Consider the following 17,723-nt stretch of genomic DNA (forward strand, 5'->3'; position numbering starts at 1 on the left):
AAATGTATTAAAGAGATGAGTTTCATTCCTTCATTGCAATCGATTTTGTAAATTGCAAGAAGCAGTGTTGATTTTTAAGGTGCAGGGTATACACAGTGCTTTTAAAGCAGTCTAAGAATATAAAGGGAATATATCATAGTTTGTCGAATATTGTTCAAATACGAGTGATAAGCACAAAATTCACCTCTGAGACAATTTTTGATATTATCCATGTAAAATGGGTGTTCTCAAAATTTTATACAAAATCTGTAAAAGTTTTTTAGAAAATATTTAAGTCTTTTATCACTGAGGACGCATTAAGCTTTTTGTAGAGGGTGTTAGATATTTAAAATAAAAATATGGCAAGGCGTATTTTGAATCTCTAGATATGAGGGGTAACGATTAATGAAAAAGCTATGATAAATTGGCGAAAGTGTAGGCACACATTTGTCAGCGCCGATGGAAAGCTCTTGTTGGGACGTAAGGCTGATGTGTAAAATATTCTTGGGTTAAGCTGTGGCGCTTTAGGACAAACTTTATTTCAAAGGCACCTTATTTAAAGGATCAGTTTTTGTCTTCATAAGGTGCAAAGTGATCTTAAAAAAATAAAGTGGGACGAAATCTCATGTTAAAACATACGAAATTTGGTGACGAGCTATAGTAATTTTGTTCAAAATAGATACATCTTATATTGACGGATATATTTTTTAGAAAAATGGTCGGAGCGGCGGGATTTGAACCCACGACCCCTTGACCCCCAGTCAAGTGCGCTACCAAGCTGCGCTACGCTCCGGATCTTTGTAAAACGACTAACCGACTGTTTCTTTAAAGGCAAGAGAAAAATAAACGGAAAATCTAAATTATTCTTGCAGTTTTAAAGAGAGTTTGTGAAAGTGAGCATACGGTTTTGCGAGATCTATATGCTTTAAAATGCATTTATTTTTTTGCACTTAATTAAGAGCGAAAGAAAATGATAGTGGCTTGTTAATATTTTTATTTGTTCATTAAAAATTTTGCAAAAAGGTAAGCACTTTTATAAGGATAATAGCAGAATTAAGGATATTGAAGAATTTTTCTCTGTTTGTGATTTTTATAAAAGAAGCATTCTTCATAAGATAGGAGGATAGTTAAATAGTAATCTCAAGTTGTATAATTATACAGCCAAATTATTGCCTATAAGATTTTTATTACTGTCAGAAAAGCTTAAAAACATTTCAATTTATACCTTGTTGTTTTATTTCTTATATACCAGATAAATGGATAAAGTAGATGAAACATGTTCAAAGTTTTTGTTTAGCAAGAAGAGAGTAAATGATGAGCCGTTTTTCGGTAATAAATTTGACAGAAGCTGCAGCGAATCGTGTTAAAGCGATTATGGATAAAAAAGAGGCGCGGGGTATTCTTATCGGTATAAAGAAAGGGGGATGTGCTGGGATGGAATATACCGTTACCCTTGTAAAGGAAGAAAATCTAGAAGCAGATGTTGTTGAAATGAACGGTGCTCGTGTTTTTATAGCACGTGATGCGGTATTGTTTTTATTAGGTACGCAGGTGGATTACGAAGTGACAACTCTTCGTTCTGGTTTTGTATTTAAAAATCCTAATCAGGTTTCAGCATGTGGATGCGGTGAATCAGTAGAACTTCGTCCTGCTTTGCAGAATCAGCTAGATGAAACGTATAAAGCCAATTGAGCACTATGAAGAGATTTCATTAAGTGATTCGATAGTTTGGTAATTTTTTAGGTTGATAAAATTTGATATTTATTATTCCTCAGTTTTAGCCTTATTCCAAAGCTCTTCCATTTCACTCAAGGTTGCATCAGTCAATGTTTTAGATTGAGTGGATAGATTTTTTTCAATATAGGTAAAACGATTTCGAAATTTTTTATTTGTTTCTTTTAATGCTTTTTGTGAATCAATATTCAAGTGACGTGCAAGATTAAGCAGAGTAAAATAAAGATCACCAAATTCCGCTTCTATATTTGACGTTTTATTATCTTTTATTGCTTCTTTGAGTTCATTGAATTCTTCTTCAATTTTTGCAAAAAAATTATGATTCTCACACCAATCAAACCCCACTTTGGCAGCTGCTTTTTGTAAAGCGAGCGCTTCTTGATCTGCTGGCTGAATGTTTTTTACTTTTGCAAGAATGCTTGTTGTGAAATCGTTTGAAGAACTTGCTTCTTCGCACCATTTTTTCTGTTCAGCCCGTTCTGTTCTTTTAATCTGTTCCCATTCTTCTGCTACAAAACCACGTTTTTTTTGCTCTGCATTTCCAAAAACATGGGGATGACGTCGAATCATTTTTGCAGTGATTGTGTAAACAACGTCTTCAAAGGTAAAACACCCTTCTTCTTGTGCAATTGCAGCATGATAGACGACTTGTAAAAGAAGATCACCGAGTTCATCACAAAGATCTGTTCGGTTTTTCCGCTCAATAGCATCGATAACCTCGTAAACTTCTTCGAGCATATAGGGTATAAGGGATTCAAATGTTTGTTTTATATTCCAGACACATCCGTTATTAGGATTGCGTAATGCCGTGACAATTGCGATAAGATTATTGATATCTTTTGACGCGATCATTTATGCATTTCCTATAAATCTTTTTTAATATATTAGCTATCCCAACGCCTATGTAACCAAGTCCATTGTCCGGGATATTCACGTATCCAACTTTCAACAATATCATTTAATTTTTGCATAGAAGCAGCTATATCAATTTCATTGTTTTCATCAAGTGGGAGTTTTATACGTTCATATAGTTCTAAGCGATGATGCCCTCCAGCTAGTCGGATACAACGTGCTGGGTAAATATCGCAATCATATTGTCGTGCAAGTTTTATAATTAAGGGATTTGTTTTCAATGGTCTATTAAAAAATGTTCCTAAAACACCGCGACGAAACTTTTGATCAACAAGCATACCAACATTTTGCCCCTCTGCTAATTTTGCAGCTAATGCCCAAGCTGCACCTGCTTTAGAAGGGACTAGATGTCCCATAGAAGTTTGTCGAGCCTTCAGGACTCTTTTTGCAATGTAGGGATTATTGGGTGGTCTAAAGAGTACTGTCATATTAAGACCAAAACTTTGAGCGCAGATAGGGAGAAGCTCAAAATTACCAGTATGAGCTGTAAAGAAAATATGCGGTTTTTTTTCATCCTTTAATCGTTGAAATATCTCGACCCCCTTAACTTCAATGAGTCCTGGTTGGTCTGCATGAGGATCAAAATCAAAAATTTTATCAAGAAAAATATATTCAGCGAGAAATTTTCCTATATTCTCCCACATTTCCATTGCAATTGTATGTAGTTCTTTTTCTGTTTTTTCTGGATATGCAGCTTTAAGGTTTGCGAGCGCAATTTTATGACGATGGGCACGAGGACCAATTTTTTTTGCTACCCAAGAAAAGAAAGAAATTCCAATGTTAGCAGGAAAATGTTTTAAAATATTTAAAGAACCAATGAGTAAAAATGCCCATAAAAAGTAAAATATTTTTTTTACTATAATTTTAATACGATACATAAAAATTTTAATATAAAATTTTATCATAATTTAATCGATTTTAAGAATAATTTTACCAAAAACATCACGGCTTTCCATGCGCTGTAAAGCTGTATCAATTTCATCAAATCTAACAATTGTATCAATGACAGGGTGTACAACACCTTGTGCCATTTTTTGCATAGCGTTATGCATATTTTCTATACGACAGCCAAAGGAACCAAATATTTTCAATTGTTGCTGAAAGAGATGCATGAGATTTATTGATGCTGTAACTCCAGAGGTAGAACCACAAGTTACTAATCGTGCTCCTCGTTTCATACACAACAGAGAACCATTCCATGTTTCAACCCCTACATGCTCAAAAACAACATCTACACCTTTTTTTTGAGTTAATTTGCGAACCACACCTTCAAAACGATCTTTACGGTAATTAATAACATGATCTGCTCCAAGAGCTTGTGCTTTTGCAATTTTTTCATCTGAACCTACGGTCGTAATAACTGTGCATCTCATATGTTTTGCAAGTTGAATGGCTGCTGAGCCAATACCCGAACCACCCGCTTGTATCAGGATTGTTTCTCCGGCTTGTAGTTTTGCATTATCGAAAAGCATATGTTCTACAGTGCCAAAAGTAATTGGAGCTACAGCTGCTTGTAGTTCATTACATTTTGGAGGGGCTGGGACTAATAGGCGTGCTGGTAGATTGACAAGTTCACAGGCAAATCCATCAAGATGAAAACCGTAGACGCCTTTTACATGACTGCAAAGATTATCACGTCCCTCACGACAAGCTTGGCATGTTCCACAGGTTTGGGCTCCATAAATTGAGACGATCTGTCCGAGTTGTAAATTTTTAACATTACTTCCTCGTTGTATGACCTCACCAGAAGCTTCTGCACCAATGATGAGTGGCATTTTTCTTTTAGCAAAGGCCATACCACGCCAACCCCATACATCAATATGGTTAAGAGCAACGGCTTTTATCCGCACTGTTACTTCATCATGATTGGGTGGCGGTGGCGGGGAAATATTGGTGATTTCAAGCTGGCGTTCATTCAACAATTGCAGTGCATGCATTATTTCTCCCCTCAAATATATATAGCTCTTAGGTTAAGTATACCAAGTTTGCTCAGTTTAAAAAGGTTTAGCCTTTATATGCGGTGATAACAAGACTTGTGTTTTGACCACCAAATCCAAATGAGTTAGATAAAACTGCATTGACACGAGCTTTACGGCTATGATTAGGAACAACGTCTAAAGGAATAGCAGGATCAGGATCATCATAATTGATTGTAGGGGGAAGCGTTCCCGATTGAATTGTTAAAAGTGAAAAAACGGCTTCTATAGCGCCAGCGGCAGTGAGTGTATGGCCAATCATTGATTTATTAGAAGAAACAGGGATATGTTCTAAAATATCACCGAAGACTGTTGACAATGCGAGATATTCCATCTTTTCATTTTCAGGTGTTGAGGTTCCATGGGCATTAATATAGTCAATTTCATTGATGGTTATTTTTGCATCATCTAAGGCTTTACGAACAGATTCAATTGCTGGGGAAGCGTCAGGTTTTGAGCGTGTACGATGGAAATCATCCGCTGTTTCTCCACAACCAGCCAAAATTCCTAAAATCGTAGCATTGCGATCTAATGCGTTCTTAAGAGACTCAAGAACAAGAGCGCCTGATCCTTCTGCCATAACAAAACCATCTCTATCACGGCTAAAGGGTTTTGCTGCTTTTTCTGCAGGATCATTCTGGGTTGAAAGAGCAGATAATAAGGAAAAGCGAATAAGAGATTCTGCAGAAACTGAACCATCCGTAGCAATGGTAAGTGCACGATTTGTTTCTCCCCGTCGAATAGCTTCAACGCCTAATTGAATAGCTGTTGCACCAGATGCGCAGGCGGTAGAGAGTGTAACAGGAAGTCCCTTTGTTCCAAATTGTTTTTGAAGATTTTCTGCAATGGTACCAAATTGTGTGTTCTCAAAGAGTTTTTTGTGAATCTTATGGCGGCAGACTTCAAGAAGATGAGCATAAGAAGGTTCATTATTGAATGCCTCTTCTTGATCAAGGGCAAAACGCGCTGCCCATTCAAGCTCAACAGGAGGCGCTGCTAAAAAAAGTGGTCCATCAAAATTCGTTTTATCAAGCACGGCTTGCGTTAAAGCTTCTTCTGCTGCGAGATAAGCGAGTTTTTCAGAGAGAGCTGAAGCACCAAGTGTACTTTCTTTAAGAAAATCAACAGTTCCAGCGATATATGTCTTTAATCCCTCAACAGAAAAACGCGTTATTTTATGGATTCCGCTAACTCCACTTGTTAATTTTTGCCAATTTTCGTGTTTGCCTTGTCCCAGTGATGTTACAATTCCTGCTCCAGTTACGGCGACAAGTGGACGTCCGAGATGATCATCATATTTCACTACAGAAATCTCCCTCAAACAGCAGTTAGTCGGACTAGACCTTCAGCTCTTTTTATTCCAATCGTTGTGACAAATGCTTCTTGCACTTCTTTAGAAAAAGGCTTTTCATGATCACTTAAGGCTGGAAAACTGCGTTTTTTTTCAACAGAAATGGCGGCAAGTGCGAGTGCTAAAGGAAATTGTGCTTCCCGCATATACCCAAATAATGTTGTAACACCGCGATAAGAAAGATCAGCAGCCTCAAGAGCTCTTTTTTCTGCTTTTGTTACTTCATGAAAACCTGAAGCAGCTGAAATGGCTAAAGTAGATTTAGCTGCCATTGTTTTCAACATCGATACAATTGATTCTTCAAGGGAAATTTTTGTTCTATCTATTTGATCCGTCAGTATCTGGTTAATTTCAGCATAAGCATGTGCATTCCGTTTTTCTGCGTGTGCTCTGCTTTCAAGGACCAGAAAAATAGCACCAGAACCAGTTATAACACCGCCTCCAGGATATTTTTTACGTTCCCACACTGGTGTCCACCCATCCCGTGTTAAAAGGTTTCCAAGTTCATGGGCCAGCAACATATCGTAACCTTGTGCATTATAGGAGCTGCCTACCAGTGCGTGTGTACTCTGTCCTGATCGAATACGGGCTACCGCAATTTGAAGTGCAGAAAGTCCACACCCTTCTTCTCCCATAAAGGTGCGAGAAGATCCGGTAACTTTATGAACAATTGAAATATTTCCAGCTAAAAGATTTGATAATTGCGCTAGAAATAAAGTGGGACGAAGTTCAGTGGAAAGGATCGAATTTAACATGGAAGCAGGATCAATTGCTGTCCGTGCTTGTGAGAGAATTTGTGTATCAACAATAATATCACGTTCTCCTCCACTTGCTGCAACAATCATATCCATTGTTGATGTTAATTGTTCATTATTTTTCATGCCTGCATCATCAAGAGCAAGACCAGCCGCATAGGTACCAAGGCGTTGCCATGTGCCCATTTGCCGTTGATCACTTTTTTTGGGAATTTGTAAACTCCAATCAATTTCAGATAATTGATGGACAATGTAGGGGGAAAAAGTTGTACAATCAAAATTTGGTGTAATTATAGGATCGTTTAAGAGTTCCCAATGGTGTTCAACTCCTTCACCTAGAGAGGTTATAAGTCCTATACCAGTAATGAATACAGCTTGATCATGCATGATGGAAAAGTTATTCTGCCTGCTTTAAAGCAACGAGTTCATCAATTTTTGTACAGAGGTTTTTAAGAACAAAGTATTCCTCAGTTGTGACGGCACCTTCGTTAACTTCTTGTGTCCACTGTTCTAGTGGAACTTTAATCCCAAAAGCTTTATCGATAGCGAAAACAATATCAAGAAAATCAAGACTATCAATTCCCAAATCATCAATTGTATGGCTTTCAGGTGTGATTGTGCTACGATCAATTTCACTAATTTCTGCGATAATATCGGCAACTTTATCAAACGTAGAGGACAATGTGCAGTTCCTTATTATAGGGGGTGATAAAATCAAAATATATTCATTTTCCTTATTTTAGTCCCTTTTTCCTTCAAAAAAAAGCTTAATTCAGAGAGTTGCTGTCTTTTCATAGAGAAAATGAGTTTGCAGTGTTTAAAATGACACACTTTAAGTTTATGATAAGATTTGAAATTTTATTTTGTGTTCACTTATTTTTATTTATTTTGCTCATGGAATTTTTTCTATTGGCAGCGAGAACAGCAAGAGCTGTCATATTAACAACTCCTCGTGAAGTTACTGAAGGTGTTAGAATATGTACAGGACGTGAGGCTCCAATTAAAATGGGGCCTACGTGAAGTGCATTGGTTAGATTTTTTACGAGATTGAGTGTTATATTCGCTGCATCAAGTGTTGGAAAGACAAGCAAATTAGCTTCACCTTTGAGGCGCGAATCGGGAAAAACGCGATCGCGAAAAACTTTAGAAAGTGCAGCATCACCGTGCATTTCACCATCAGCTTCTAAATTTGGGCATAATTTAGCAAGAATTTCTGTCGCTCGGCGCATTTTACGTGCGCTTGCTGTATTTTTTGAGCCAAAGTTTGAGTGTGATAATAACGCTGCTTTTGGTGTTATACCAAATGCTTCAATTTCTTGAGCTGCCCGCACTGTCATTTCTGCTATTTCTTCTGCAGAAGGATCTTCATTGACGTAAGTATCTGTTAGAAAAAGAGTGCGACGTTGAGAAATAAGCAAACTTACAGCAGAAAAATGACGAACATTTGAATCAAGACCAATAATTTGTTCAATCAATTCAAGATGACGTTCAAAACGTCCTTCTAAGCCACAAATCATTGCATCCGCTTCTTCACGCATCACGGCAAGTGCTGCAATCGCTGTTGTTGATGTTCTGACAATTGTTTTTGCAACGTCGGGTGAAACACCACGTCTTCCTGTGTACCGAAGAAATAAATTAACATAATCACGAAAGCGAGGATCATCTTCTGGATTTGTAAGTTCAAAATCTATACCGGGGCGAATTCTTAAACCAAAGCGTTTTAGTCTTGCCTCTACGACATGTGGACGGCCAATGAGGAGAGGTATTGCCGTTTGTTCTTCAAGTACAACTTGTGCTGCTCGAAGTACGCGCTCATCTTCACCATTGGCATAAATAACCCGTTTGCGTTTTGCTGTTTTTGCTGCTGCAAAGACAGGTTTCATCATTAAGCCGGAGCGGAATACAAATCGATTAAGGATATCATGATAGGCTTCCATATCTTCAATCGGCCGTAATGCAACACCAGTTTCCATTGCGGCTTTCGCAACAGCAGGGGCTATACGCAGTATTAATCGTGGATCAAAGGGGGAGGGGATTAGATAGTCTGGACCAAAAATAGGAGGGGGGGTTGAATATGCACGCGCTGCAACATCTGAAGTTTCTTCGCGAGCGAGAGCTGCAATTGCATGAACTGCGGCCATTTTCATTTCTTCATTGATTGCTGTGGCTCCAACATCTAATGCACCACGGAAAATATAAGGAAAACAAAGAACATTATTAACCTGATTGGGATAATCAGAACGTCCTGTGCAGATCATTGCATCCGGCCGTGTGGAGCGTGCTTCTTCTGGCATAATTTCCGGTGTTGGATTAGCAAGTGCTAAAATTAATGGATTTGGAGCCATTTTTTTCAGATATTCAGGTTTCAAAACACCACCCGCTGATACACCTAAAAAAATATCCGCATTATCAATAATTTCGGATAGAGTTCGGGCATCAGTGTTTTGTGCATAACTCATTTTCCAACGATCCATAAGAGCTTTGCGACCTTTATAAACAACACCCTCTAAGTCGCTTAGCCAAATATTTTCAACTTTTGCTCCAAGGCGAACCAAAAGATTAATACAGGCTAAAGCTGCGGCACCCGCGCCAGAAGCAACTATTTTGGCGTTTTCAATTTTTTTTCCAGAAAGATTTAAGGCATTTAATACCGCTGCAGAAACAATAATAGCAGTTCCATGTTGGTCATCATGGAAAACTGGAATATTCATACGAGAGCGGAGTTTTTCTTCAATTTCAAAACATTCAGGAGCTTTAATATCTTCGAGGTTAATACCACCAAATGTAGGTTCTAAAGCAGAGACAGTTTCTACCATTTGTTCAATATTGGGTGTATCAATTTCAATATCAAAGACATCAATATTAGCAAATTTTTTAAAGAGAACAGCTTTTCCTTCCATAACCGGCTTTGAGGCGAGGGGACCAATATTTCCTAAGCCCAATACAGCCGTTCCATTTGATATAACTGCGACTAAATTAGAACGGGAGGTATATTGCGCTGCAAGATTTGGATCTTTGTGAATTGCAAGACACGGTGCAGCGACTCCTGGGGAATAAGCAAGAGCCAGATCACGCTGATTATCAAGGGGTGTTGTCGCTTGTATTTCTAATTTTCCAGGTTTTGGATACTGGTGATAAAAAAGTGCGGCACTCTCAAGTTCAGTTTTTTGTGAACTGAAATTACGATTTCGTTCTGTAGACATTTTTATGATATCCAAGTTATAGTATACATTTATATGAGTGTTCCATTTGTGATAAGGTTTTATCTACTGCTAAAGCTTAATTTCTCTAATTACAAAAATGCAACGAGTGTGAACAAATTCTTCTGGATTGTTTAATTAATTTGATGTTTCTTTTTGCTTGCACTCATTAATTTTGTTTTGATATCAGCCCAATGAGTTTTTTCTCCTTAATCACAATTCGTGGAAATGAGTCATTTTTTTAATAAGTACAATATTCCTGATGCTTACATTACCAAGCAGTTATCTTTTTTGCAATGCTGGTGAGATAAGCAAGAATAAAAGAGTACTTTTATTCATTTAACCTGATTGTTATAAATGCGTGCTTTCTTTAATATGTTCTACAAGTGGATGTATAATTTATAGACCACCCTTTATAAGTTTTAATCTTCTGTATAATTTTAAAAAGTTTTTTATTATAGAAAAAACGTGTATTTCAATAAATAAAACTTGAGTTGGAAAATCTCTCATTAAGTATTTTATACGTGTATTGTTCGTTTTTTATCATAGCTCTGTAGAAGAGGGTAACAAAGAAACTAAGAAAGGGGTATGCTTGCTTATCCTCTTTTCATTTATTTGGGAATTGAGTATGCTACTTTGAGAGTGCTATTGCTTAGAATAGAGCAGAAAGCGGCATACAAATCATTTCTTTAATTTGTAATATAGCACTCCATTTGAAAACCAATGCATTATATGTAACGATAAACTCTGAATACAAATAGAAAAACAAAAGTGGAAAAAATATCTTTCCCACCTCTGTTGTTCTCTATTGGATACGGCCACTTGCATGAGCAAGCATTGTATAGACTTTTCCAGTATCCGATATCAGATATTTCCGAACGGAGTTAGAAAAACCAGAACCATGGGATACCTCACGTAAGAGTTTTTCAAAATCTGCAATATACTGATTAACTGAACGCTTAAAATCAACATCATTCATATATTTTTTCTTAATCATTTCAAACATGTTTTTCCCGCTTAAAGTATAGAGACGTTCTGTTACGATGTTTTTTTGTCCACGCTGATAATGATCCCATAGTTCAACGACAGCATTGTGGTTAATAGCCTGTAATATACCTGTTGCTAACGAGTTAAGAGACACATTTGCAGGACGTGGTTTTGTTTGTACGGATGCTAAAACACCATTATCAGGCATTTCATCATACCAAGTTTCTTCACGCGAAGCTCTTTCTAGGAGATTTGATACCCATTTATTTTGCCTTTTTTTGCTTGGGTCTTGTTGTAAAATAGGTTTAGGCGGCACGATTTTCTTGATAACATCAGGGGTAATATTATCATTTTTCTGAAGTGTTGATGATGTAGGAAGTGCCGATATCCGCCGCTCATTTGCATTCTTTTGATCAGCTTTTTGTACAACATTTGCTAAATCCTTTAATGCTGTAATTTGTTCATTGAGAGCAGTACGAATTGTTTGCGTTGTTTCTTTTGTTGTTGCAGGTATTTTTTGAAAACTCTCATGAATATCATTATTAATTTTTGAAAGTTCTAAACGAATCTCATCCGCTGAACGGCGTATATCCTCTGCTGCTCCTGAAAAACGCGTTGAAGCTTCATTAATCAGCTGATTAAGTGATTGTTGGAGCGAATGTGTGGAATTACGTGTATTTTTATCAGTACGTTCAAGTGCTAAGCTGAGAACATCTTCATAATGTTCAATGAGCTGATTGATTTCATTAGACTTTGAAACAAGAGCATCGCTTAACGCAGAGAGCGTGTTATGTTTCTCTTCAAGCGTTGTATTCAATGAATTTTCGGACTGTTCAAGAATGTGAATAGTCTCAGACAGTGTTTTAGCATGTTCACCGAAGCTGCTTGTGATATGACTAATTTGCTCAAATGTATTTTGTGAAAGCCCTTGCAGAACTTCGACATTATTATTGAGTGCTTGATTGGAGGCTGAGAGATGCTCCGTCACTTGTTTAGTGTTGCGGAAGAAATTATTTGCTGTCTCGCTAAATTGACCATCAATATTTTGAACGGCCGATAATAAAACATTGCTATTTTCGTGGAAGCTGTAAACTGATTGATTCAACTGTTTAAGAATAGATGAAACATTGTTGACGAGATCTTCTTTCATAGCAGTTACTGTTTGAATTGTTTCAGAATTGGCTTGAGTCAAACTATTCACTAAAGATTCGCTGTGTGCATAAATTCTTTGTTCCGCATCTTGTGTTGAGAGAGAAAGTTGTTCACCAATATGTGCTGTTAAATGACTAATTGACTCTGTTGTGCTTTGTGCCGCTTGATTTAAATGGTCTGTCAATTCAGTGATTTTTCCTACATGTTCTGAAATTTGAGTAGCTGTTTGATTTTTTGCTTCTTCCAAACGGCTGCTTACATCAGAAAGCTGATATCCTAAATTATTTTTAAGATTCTGCATCGAATGATGAAGAACATTGCAGCGTTCGCTAAGGACTTGTTCAATTGCTGTTGTTGAAGTATGAATCGTTTCATTCAACAATGCTTGTGCATTATGACTGGCAGTTGTGAAAGCTTCAACGGTATGAGCTGTTTGCTCAGATAGAACAGACAGAACTTTTTCACTGGTATCATAAACTGTTTGTTTAACGTTTGATACAATGCGATTACCAGATTCTGAGAGAATATTTTCCGCTTTTAAGGCAACATCTGCAACAGAGGAAACTATCTGTTCACCTGTAGAAGAAAGAACATCAGAGGCTTTGATAATCTTATTCTGTAAGTTATCTGTAACACTATTAACAGAATCCTCTAATGTGATGCGCATATTATCAATGTTTGTTTCCAACGCTTGTTGAATTATCTGGCTTTGTTCATTATTAAGCATGATAGAGGTTTTTAATGTGTCAGAACGTTCCTCAAGAGCAGATGTTTGCATTGCGATCGTTTCACATACTTGGCCAAGTTTTTCGGACAAAGTCTCCTCTAGCGTGGTTGCATGCTCAAAGATCTTATGGGCACGGATTTCCAGATTTGTGTCAAACGATTCTATGCGCGTATCAAGGGTTTCAAAGAATGTACCACTAGACTGAGAGAGAGTGTTCCTTAAAATTTCGGCATGGTTTTCTAAGTTTTTAATATGGCTTTGAACAGTTTCAGTAATATTATTGTTATTGGCAGCAATTGCATTCTCAACCAAGTCTATCTGTTTCTTTAATGCAACATCGACACGTATATCACTTTTTGCGATGAGATTATGGATCGTTTCCATCCGTTGCTCAAGTGTACGTGCCTGATCTGCAAGAACTTCATTAAGAGAAAAACTATTAATCGCTAAAGAGTCACGCAGAGCATCGGCACGTATATCAATATTTCTAGCTTGTGCTTCTAAAGCTTCTTTTGTTGTATTGCTGCTTTGTACAATGACTTCTTGGAGTCTTTCTGTGCATTGAACTATATTTGCAACATGATTTTCAGCATGCTGATCAACGATTTGAACGTTATCAATCAAAACCTGTTCAAGACTTGAAGTGTTTTGAGCCAAAGTATCAATTTGATCTTTTAGTGTCTCAGCAATTTTATGCTTTTCTTTATCAAGCATATCTGCCATCAGAGCTCTTTGATCAGAAAGCTGTAATTTGAAGTCTTTTGAGCGCTCTTGTATGATATCAATGACAGCACTATCGACATGTTGAACTTCCTCTCTTAGCCGTTCTTTACTTTTATCGATTGCGGAAAGAATAATCTCATGCCCATTTGTAAATGCCTCGGTAATATCAGCGGTTCTTTCTTGCAGATTTGTATTAATTTGCAAGACATGGGACTCTAAGAAATTCCCAAGCTTTTCAGCATTATCTTCTAGCATTTGACTGCGAGCAATAAAGGATTCGATGATAGAATCACTGTGTTCTTTAAGAGAAAGATCAACAGTTGCTAAACGGTTTTCAAAAGCCTCAATTGCTCCTGAAGTTACGTTATCAAATTTAGAAGAAAGATTGTATGCTTTTTGATCGAGCTGTATGATTTTTTTATCGAAACTCTGTAGAAATTGATTGTTGCGATCAATAATAGCTTCATCCAGTGTTTTAAATTTCTCATCAATATTATGGAAAGTCTGGTCTGTCGCTGTTTGTATATGCGTTGCAATTTTAGCGATGTGCCTTTCAGCTTTAGCAGCTGTTTCATTAAAGGTTTTCTCTATTTGTTTTTCATTATTATCAAAACGTTCTGAGAAACCATCAAAGTTTTTTCCTAATTCATGGAAAAACTCGGTGTTTTTTTGCTGAATTTGTGTCGTGGTTTGATTAAATTTTTCAACAAGCTGATTTGTTACACCATCACCTGCGTAGGAAAGTTTTGCAACAAGATCTTCTCCTTGTTTTTGTAAAGTCTGAGAAAGAGTTTGTGCAAGCTTCTCAACGTTGGTTACAATTTTAGAGGTAACTAAGCCAAACTCATCACTCAGTTGTTCTTGTGTCCCTTTAATTGTTGATTGTACGCGATCAGCATGATTTAAAATAGCTATGCGTTCATTGCTCAATTCTTTAATTAACGTGTGAATGCGTGATTCATTTTCAGCATAGGCTTGTTCTAGATTATGAACTTCTCCTTGTATGATTGCTTCAAGCTCAACAGCACGCCCAAGAGTGCGTTCAATTCCCTCATTCATGGCTGCGACTTCTTCACGAATGGTCTGACCTATAGCGATAGCTTGTTTTTCAGATATATGTTGTGGTTCACTAAGGCGCTGTGCAGCATTGGTCATAAGTAGAGCGATATTATGCAATTCATTTGAACGTTTTGTTAATTGAGCGATTCCCCAAGATATAAGGATAGGGATCGCTGTTCCAGCTGCTACCGCTAGTCCCATTGGTGATGTAATAAAGGTAGTGATATTCGATAAGGAGTTGAGTCCAGTAGGGGCCAGCTTATGAGCAACAAAGGCACCTCCTGTTGCCCATAGAGCACTGAGTGCTGTTGTACACCAATAGATTCGAGAGGTAGAGCGCTGCTTTAATAAGCTAAAATTTGCAGGAGTTGTTACGTCATCGTTAGCAGGAAGAAGTTGTTTAGACAGCAATGTATTATGAACAGTTCCACCTGAAATGTCATATTCAGGTTTCGGGGCAAAAAGCTGTTCAACAACGGATTCATCAATCACAGCGTTATCATGAATATTGGAGACAAAAGTTGAAGTGCTATTTTCAGAGAAAATTTCTTCTTCTGCCATTGCAATTTTTTGAATTAAATCATCTACATTAACAACATTTTCAGAATTATCAGATGAGATCGTTTCAATTGTTGCGTCATCAAAATTAAAGTTCATAGCCTTTGAGAGAGCTTCTTCAACTTCAATTTCAAATGTTTGTAACTTGGTTCTGCGTGCCATACTCGCCTCGTACTCTTACAGATGGATAAAGGGATACGTCCTCCTCCAGATACGCTAATATACTAGCTGTTAATTATTTAGAAAGGAATATGTTCTGGGCAAAATTTTGAAAACTTATCAAGATAAAGTTAACGTGGTTCCTTTAACCTGTTCTAAAATGATATAAAATACAATAAAAACAACATATTATTTTATTATAGCAAAAATAAGAATACTGTTTACAACTTTTTTATAGGGGGCATTATGTGCTTACTTTATTTGAGTAAGGCCAATTTAATGGTAGTTATGCACAATATGAAAGAAATCTGTAGTGTACCAATGCAACCTGTCATATTTTTATAAGATGATGATTCATGAGTTATGCTATTATGAATGAGAATCAAGGAGAGGAGTTAACCTATACTTTCGAGATCTGCACTGTTAAGAAGTATCTGCAATGTTTTAAGAATGTAAACTGAAATGTCATGAATTTTATAAGTGAGGGTGTAAAGTTTCATATTTTCTAGTGGGTTTCCGCAAATTATTGTGTTCATTGCTTTGAATCACGTTTTTTGGGTATTGTGTTATCTTTTGCTAATTTTTAAAGCTCCTACGTTGACAATTGGATATTTTTCAGTCGATATGCATGCACGAATGTTTTATGTAATTCGAGATAAAGGTGTAAGAATAATGGCAGAACGATCACAACACCTGCAAGATGTATTTTTAAATACGGTGCGCAAGCAAAAAATTTCTCTTACAATTTTTCTTGTAAATGGCGTTAAATTAACGGGTATCGTAACCTCGTTTGATAGTTTTTGTGTTCTTTTGCGTCGTGACGGACATGCGCAATTGGTTTATAAACATGCTATTTCTACAATTATGCCGGGACAACCTGTACAAATGTTTGAAGGTGAAAGTTCTGAATAAACAAATTACCTTAATTTTAGACCTCTGATCCCATTTTATAAAGTGCTTAGGTCACCATGATAAATGAAAATGAGAGATTTAGGGGATTTTCTTCACAGATTGAAAAACAAGTGCGCGCACTTGTTTTGATGCCGATTTTTCAAAAAAATAGTGAGAGTGATTCAAAAGGTGGATCATTATCCTCTCGAGTTGAAGAGGCATTGGGGTTAGTCCGTGCTATTAGGTTAAAAGTTATTCATTATGAAACACTTCCTCTCTTTACGCTCCGTCCTGCAACGTTGTTTGGAAAGGGTAAAGTAGATGCGCTTGCCCATTACATAGGTGAAGAGAATATTGAGCTTACAATTGTAGATCATTTTTTAACACCAGTGCAGCAGCGTAATTTAGAGAAATTATGGAATTGCAAAGTTATTGATAGAACGGCTTTGATTCTTGAAATTTTTGGGGATCGTGCGCGAACAAAAGAAGGGGTTTTGCAAGTCGAATTGGCGCATTTATCTTATCAAAAAAGCAGGCTTGTGCGGAGTTGGACACACTTGGAAAGACAACGTGGTGGAGGTGGTTTTCTAGGTGGTCCTGGTGAAACTCAAATTGAAGCGGATAGGCGTCTTTTGCAAGAAAAAATTATTCGTATCCGACGCGAATTGGAGACAGTGATTAAAACACGTACTCTTCATAGAGCAAAAAGAAAAAAAACGTCCCATCCTGTTGTTGCTTTAGTAGGATATACCAATACAGGAAAATCAACTCTTTTTAACCGTTTAAGCGGTGCAAATGTATTAGCAAAGGATATGTTGTTTGCAACACTTGATCCAACTTTACGCAAAGTTGTTCTTCCCCACGGAAAAACTATTCTTTTATCTGATACTGTAGGTTTTATTTCTAACTTACCAACGCACTTGATTGCAGCTTTTCGAGCAACTCTTGAAGAAGTGGTTGAGGCTGATCTCATTCTTCATGTAAGGGATATATCAGATATTGATCATCGTGTGCATGCTCAAGATGTTTTGGAAGTGCTTTCGAGTCTTGGTATCGATATTGATGAGAGAGAGCATATCTTAGAAGTTTGGAATAAGGTTGATTTGTTGGATGAGCACGCATTAAATGTTTTGCAAACAAGCGCGAAAACACGATTAAATCCTGCAGTAATGGTATCAGGGCTCATGAGTAATGGACTTGATCAATTGTTAACGACAATTGAAAAGCGAATTTTTGGAGAACTGCAAAATGTTGAATGTCTTTTACGACCTCATGAAATGTCACTTATTAATTGGTTTTATGCAAACTCTGGTGAAATAGTACAGGAAGGGCATGAGGATGGTTCAGTTACCATTAGAGCAGTCCTTACCTCTGAAGCGAAAAAGCAGCTAGATTATATCAAGCAAAGTATGAATTAAATTTTTTCGAGATATTTCTCTCTCTTTTTTATTAATTTTTATATTTTTCTTCTCTCAAAATAATATGACTTCAAGTTAAGAGGATAGTTACTACTTTCTCTTAATAAAAAAATAATGAAGTTTTTTATTGGTTGAAATAAAA

Annotated in this window: 11 protein-coding genes and 1 tRNA gene; 3 read left to right on the plus strand and 9 right to left on the minus strand. The window is 36.9% G+C overall.

Annotated features, from left to right (window positions below):
- Positions 1-695: 695 nt before the first annotated feature.
- Positions 696-772: transfer RNA gene (locus AC0QT1_RS03220), tRNA-Pro, on the minus strand.
- Between the two features lie 521 nt (positions 773-1,293).
- On the opposite strand from AC0QT1_RS03220, the gene sufA reads away from it, so the two are divergent.
- A complete protein-coding gene (sufA, locus tag AC0QT1_RS03225; protein ID WP_473200561.1) occupies positions 1,294-1,671 on the plus strand; it encodes a Fe-S cluster assembly scaffold SufA in 378 nt (125 codons plus the stop codon).
- A 72-nt stretch (positions 1,672-1,743) separates the two neighbouring features.
- On the opposite strand, the gene mazG is transcribed toward sufA, so the two are convergent.
- The 8 genes from mazG to AC0QT1_RS03265 form a co-directional block, all read right to left on the minus strand.
- On the minus strand, positions 1,744-2,565 hold the full coding sequence (mazG, locus tag AC0QT1_RS03230; protein WP_473200510.1) for a nucleoside triphosphate pyrophosphohydrolase: 822 nt from the start codon (positions 2,563-2,565) through the stop codon (positions 1,744-1,746).
- Positions 2,566-2,597: 32 nt separating this feature from the next.
- Positions 2,598-3,527, minus strand: coding sequence for a lipid A biosynthesis lauroyl acyltransferase (locus AC0QT1_RS03235; protein ID WP_473201674.1), 930 nt, complete (start codon positions 3,525-3,527; stop codon positions 2,598-2,600).
- A gap of 6 nt (positions 3,528-3,533) precedes the next feature.
- Positions 3,534-4,562, minus strand: a complete 1,029-nt coding sequence (locus tag AC0QT1_RS03240) for a zinc-binding dehydrogenase (protein ID WP_473201627.1) — start codon at positions 4,560-4,562, stop codon at positions 3,534-3,536.
- Between the two features lie 67 nt (positions 4,563-4,629).
- A complete protein-coding gene (locus AC0QT1_RS03245; protein WP_473201628.1) occupies positions 4,630-5,904 on the minus strand; it encodes a beta-ketoacyl-ACP synthase in 1,275 nt (424 codons plus the stop codon).
- A 14-nt stretch (positions 5,905-5,918) separates the two neighbouring features.
- On the minus strand, positions 5,919-7,094 hold the full coding sequence (locus AC0QT1_RS03250; protein ID WP_473201629.1) for a beta-ketoacyl-ACP synthase: 1,176 nt from the start codon (positions 7,092-7,094) through the stop codon (positions 5,919-5,921).
- 10 nt (positions 7,095-7,104) lie between these two features.
- The gene (locus tag AC0QT1_RS03255) at positions 7,105-7,389 is read right to left on the minus strand and encodes an acyl carrier protein (protein WP_473201630.1); all 285 of its coding nucleotides are present in this window, start codon (positions 7,387-7,389) and stop codon (positions 7,105-7,107) included.
- A 187-nt stretch (positions 7,390-7,576) separates the two neighbouring features.
- The gene (locus AC0QT1_RS03260; RefSeq protein ID WP_473201631.1) at positions 7,577-9,910 is read right to left on the minus strand and encodes an NADP-dependent malic enzyme; all 2,334 of its coding nucleotides are present in this window, start codon (positions 9,908-9,910) and stop codon (positions 7,577-7,579) included.
- An 802-nt stretch (positions 9,911-10,712) separates the two neighbouring features.
- Complete coding sequence (locus AC0QT1_RS03265; RefSeq protein ID WP_473201632.1) at positions 10,713-15,275, minus strand: hypothetical protein; 4,563 nt, start codon at positions 15,273-15,275, stop codon at positions 10,713-10,715.
- A gap of 669 nt (positions 15,276-15,944) precedes the next feature.
- Here AC0QT1_RS03265 and hfq point away from each other — a divergent pair.
- Positions 15,945-16,184, plus strand: a complete 240-nt coding sequence (gene hfq / locus AC0QT1_RS03270; protein ID WP_010705211.1) for an RNA chaperone Hfq — start codon at positions 15,945-15,947, stop codon at positions 16,182-16,184.
- A 56-nt stretch (positions 16,185-16,240) separates the two neighbouring features.
- On the plus strand, positions 16,241-17,581 hold the full coding sequence (hflX, locus tag AC0QT1_RS03275) for a GTPase HflX (protein WP_473200503.1): 1,341 nt from the start codon (positions 16,241-16,243) through the stop codon (positions 17,579-17,581).
- Positions 17,582-17,723: the final 142 nt, after the last annotated feature.

It is taken from the genome of Bartonella sp. P12B, assembly GCF_055796185.1.

What these genes read in the sequence shown, in the direction of transcription:
- AC0QT1_RS03260 (WP_473201631.1), bottom strand. Translation starts at nt 9,910, where the DNA reads ATGTCTACAGAACGAAATCGTAATTTCAGTTCACAAAAAACTGAACTT.
- AC0QT1_RS03265 (WP_473201632.1), bottom strand. Translation starts at nt 15,275, where the DNA reads ATGGCACGCAGAACCAAGTTACAAACATTTGAAATTGAAGTTGAAGAA.
- sufA (WP_473200561.1), top strand. Translation starts at nt 1,294, where the DNA reads ATGAGCCGTTTTTCGGTAATAAATTTGACAGAAGCTGCAGCGAATCGT.
- AC0QT1_RS03250 (WP_473201629.1), bottom strand. Translation starts at nt 7,094, where the DNA reads ATGCATGATCAAGCTGTATTCATTACTGGTATAGGACTTATAACCTCT.
- mazG (WP_473200510.1), bottom strand. Translation starts at nt 2,565, where the DNA reads ATGATCGCGTCAAAAGATATCAATAATCTTATCGCAATTGTCACGGCA.
- hflX (WP_473200503.1), top strand. Translation starts at nt 16,241, where the DNA reads ATGATAAATGAAAATGAGAGATTTAGGGGATTTTCTTCACAGATTGAA.
- AC0QT1_RS03240 (WP_473201627.1), bottom strand. Translation starts at nt 4,562, where the DNA reads ATGCATGCACTGCAATTGTTGAATGAACGCCAGCTTGAAATCACCAAT.
- hfq (WP_010705211.1), top strand. Translation starts at nt 15,945, where the DNA reads ATGGCAGAACGATCACAACACCTGCAAGATGTATTTTTAAATACGGTG.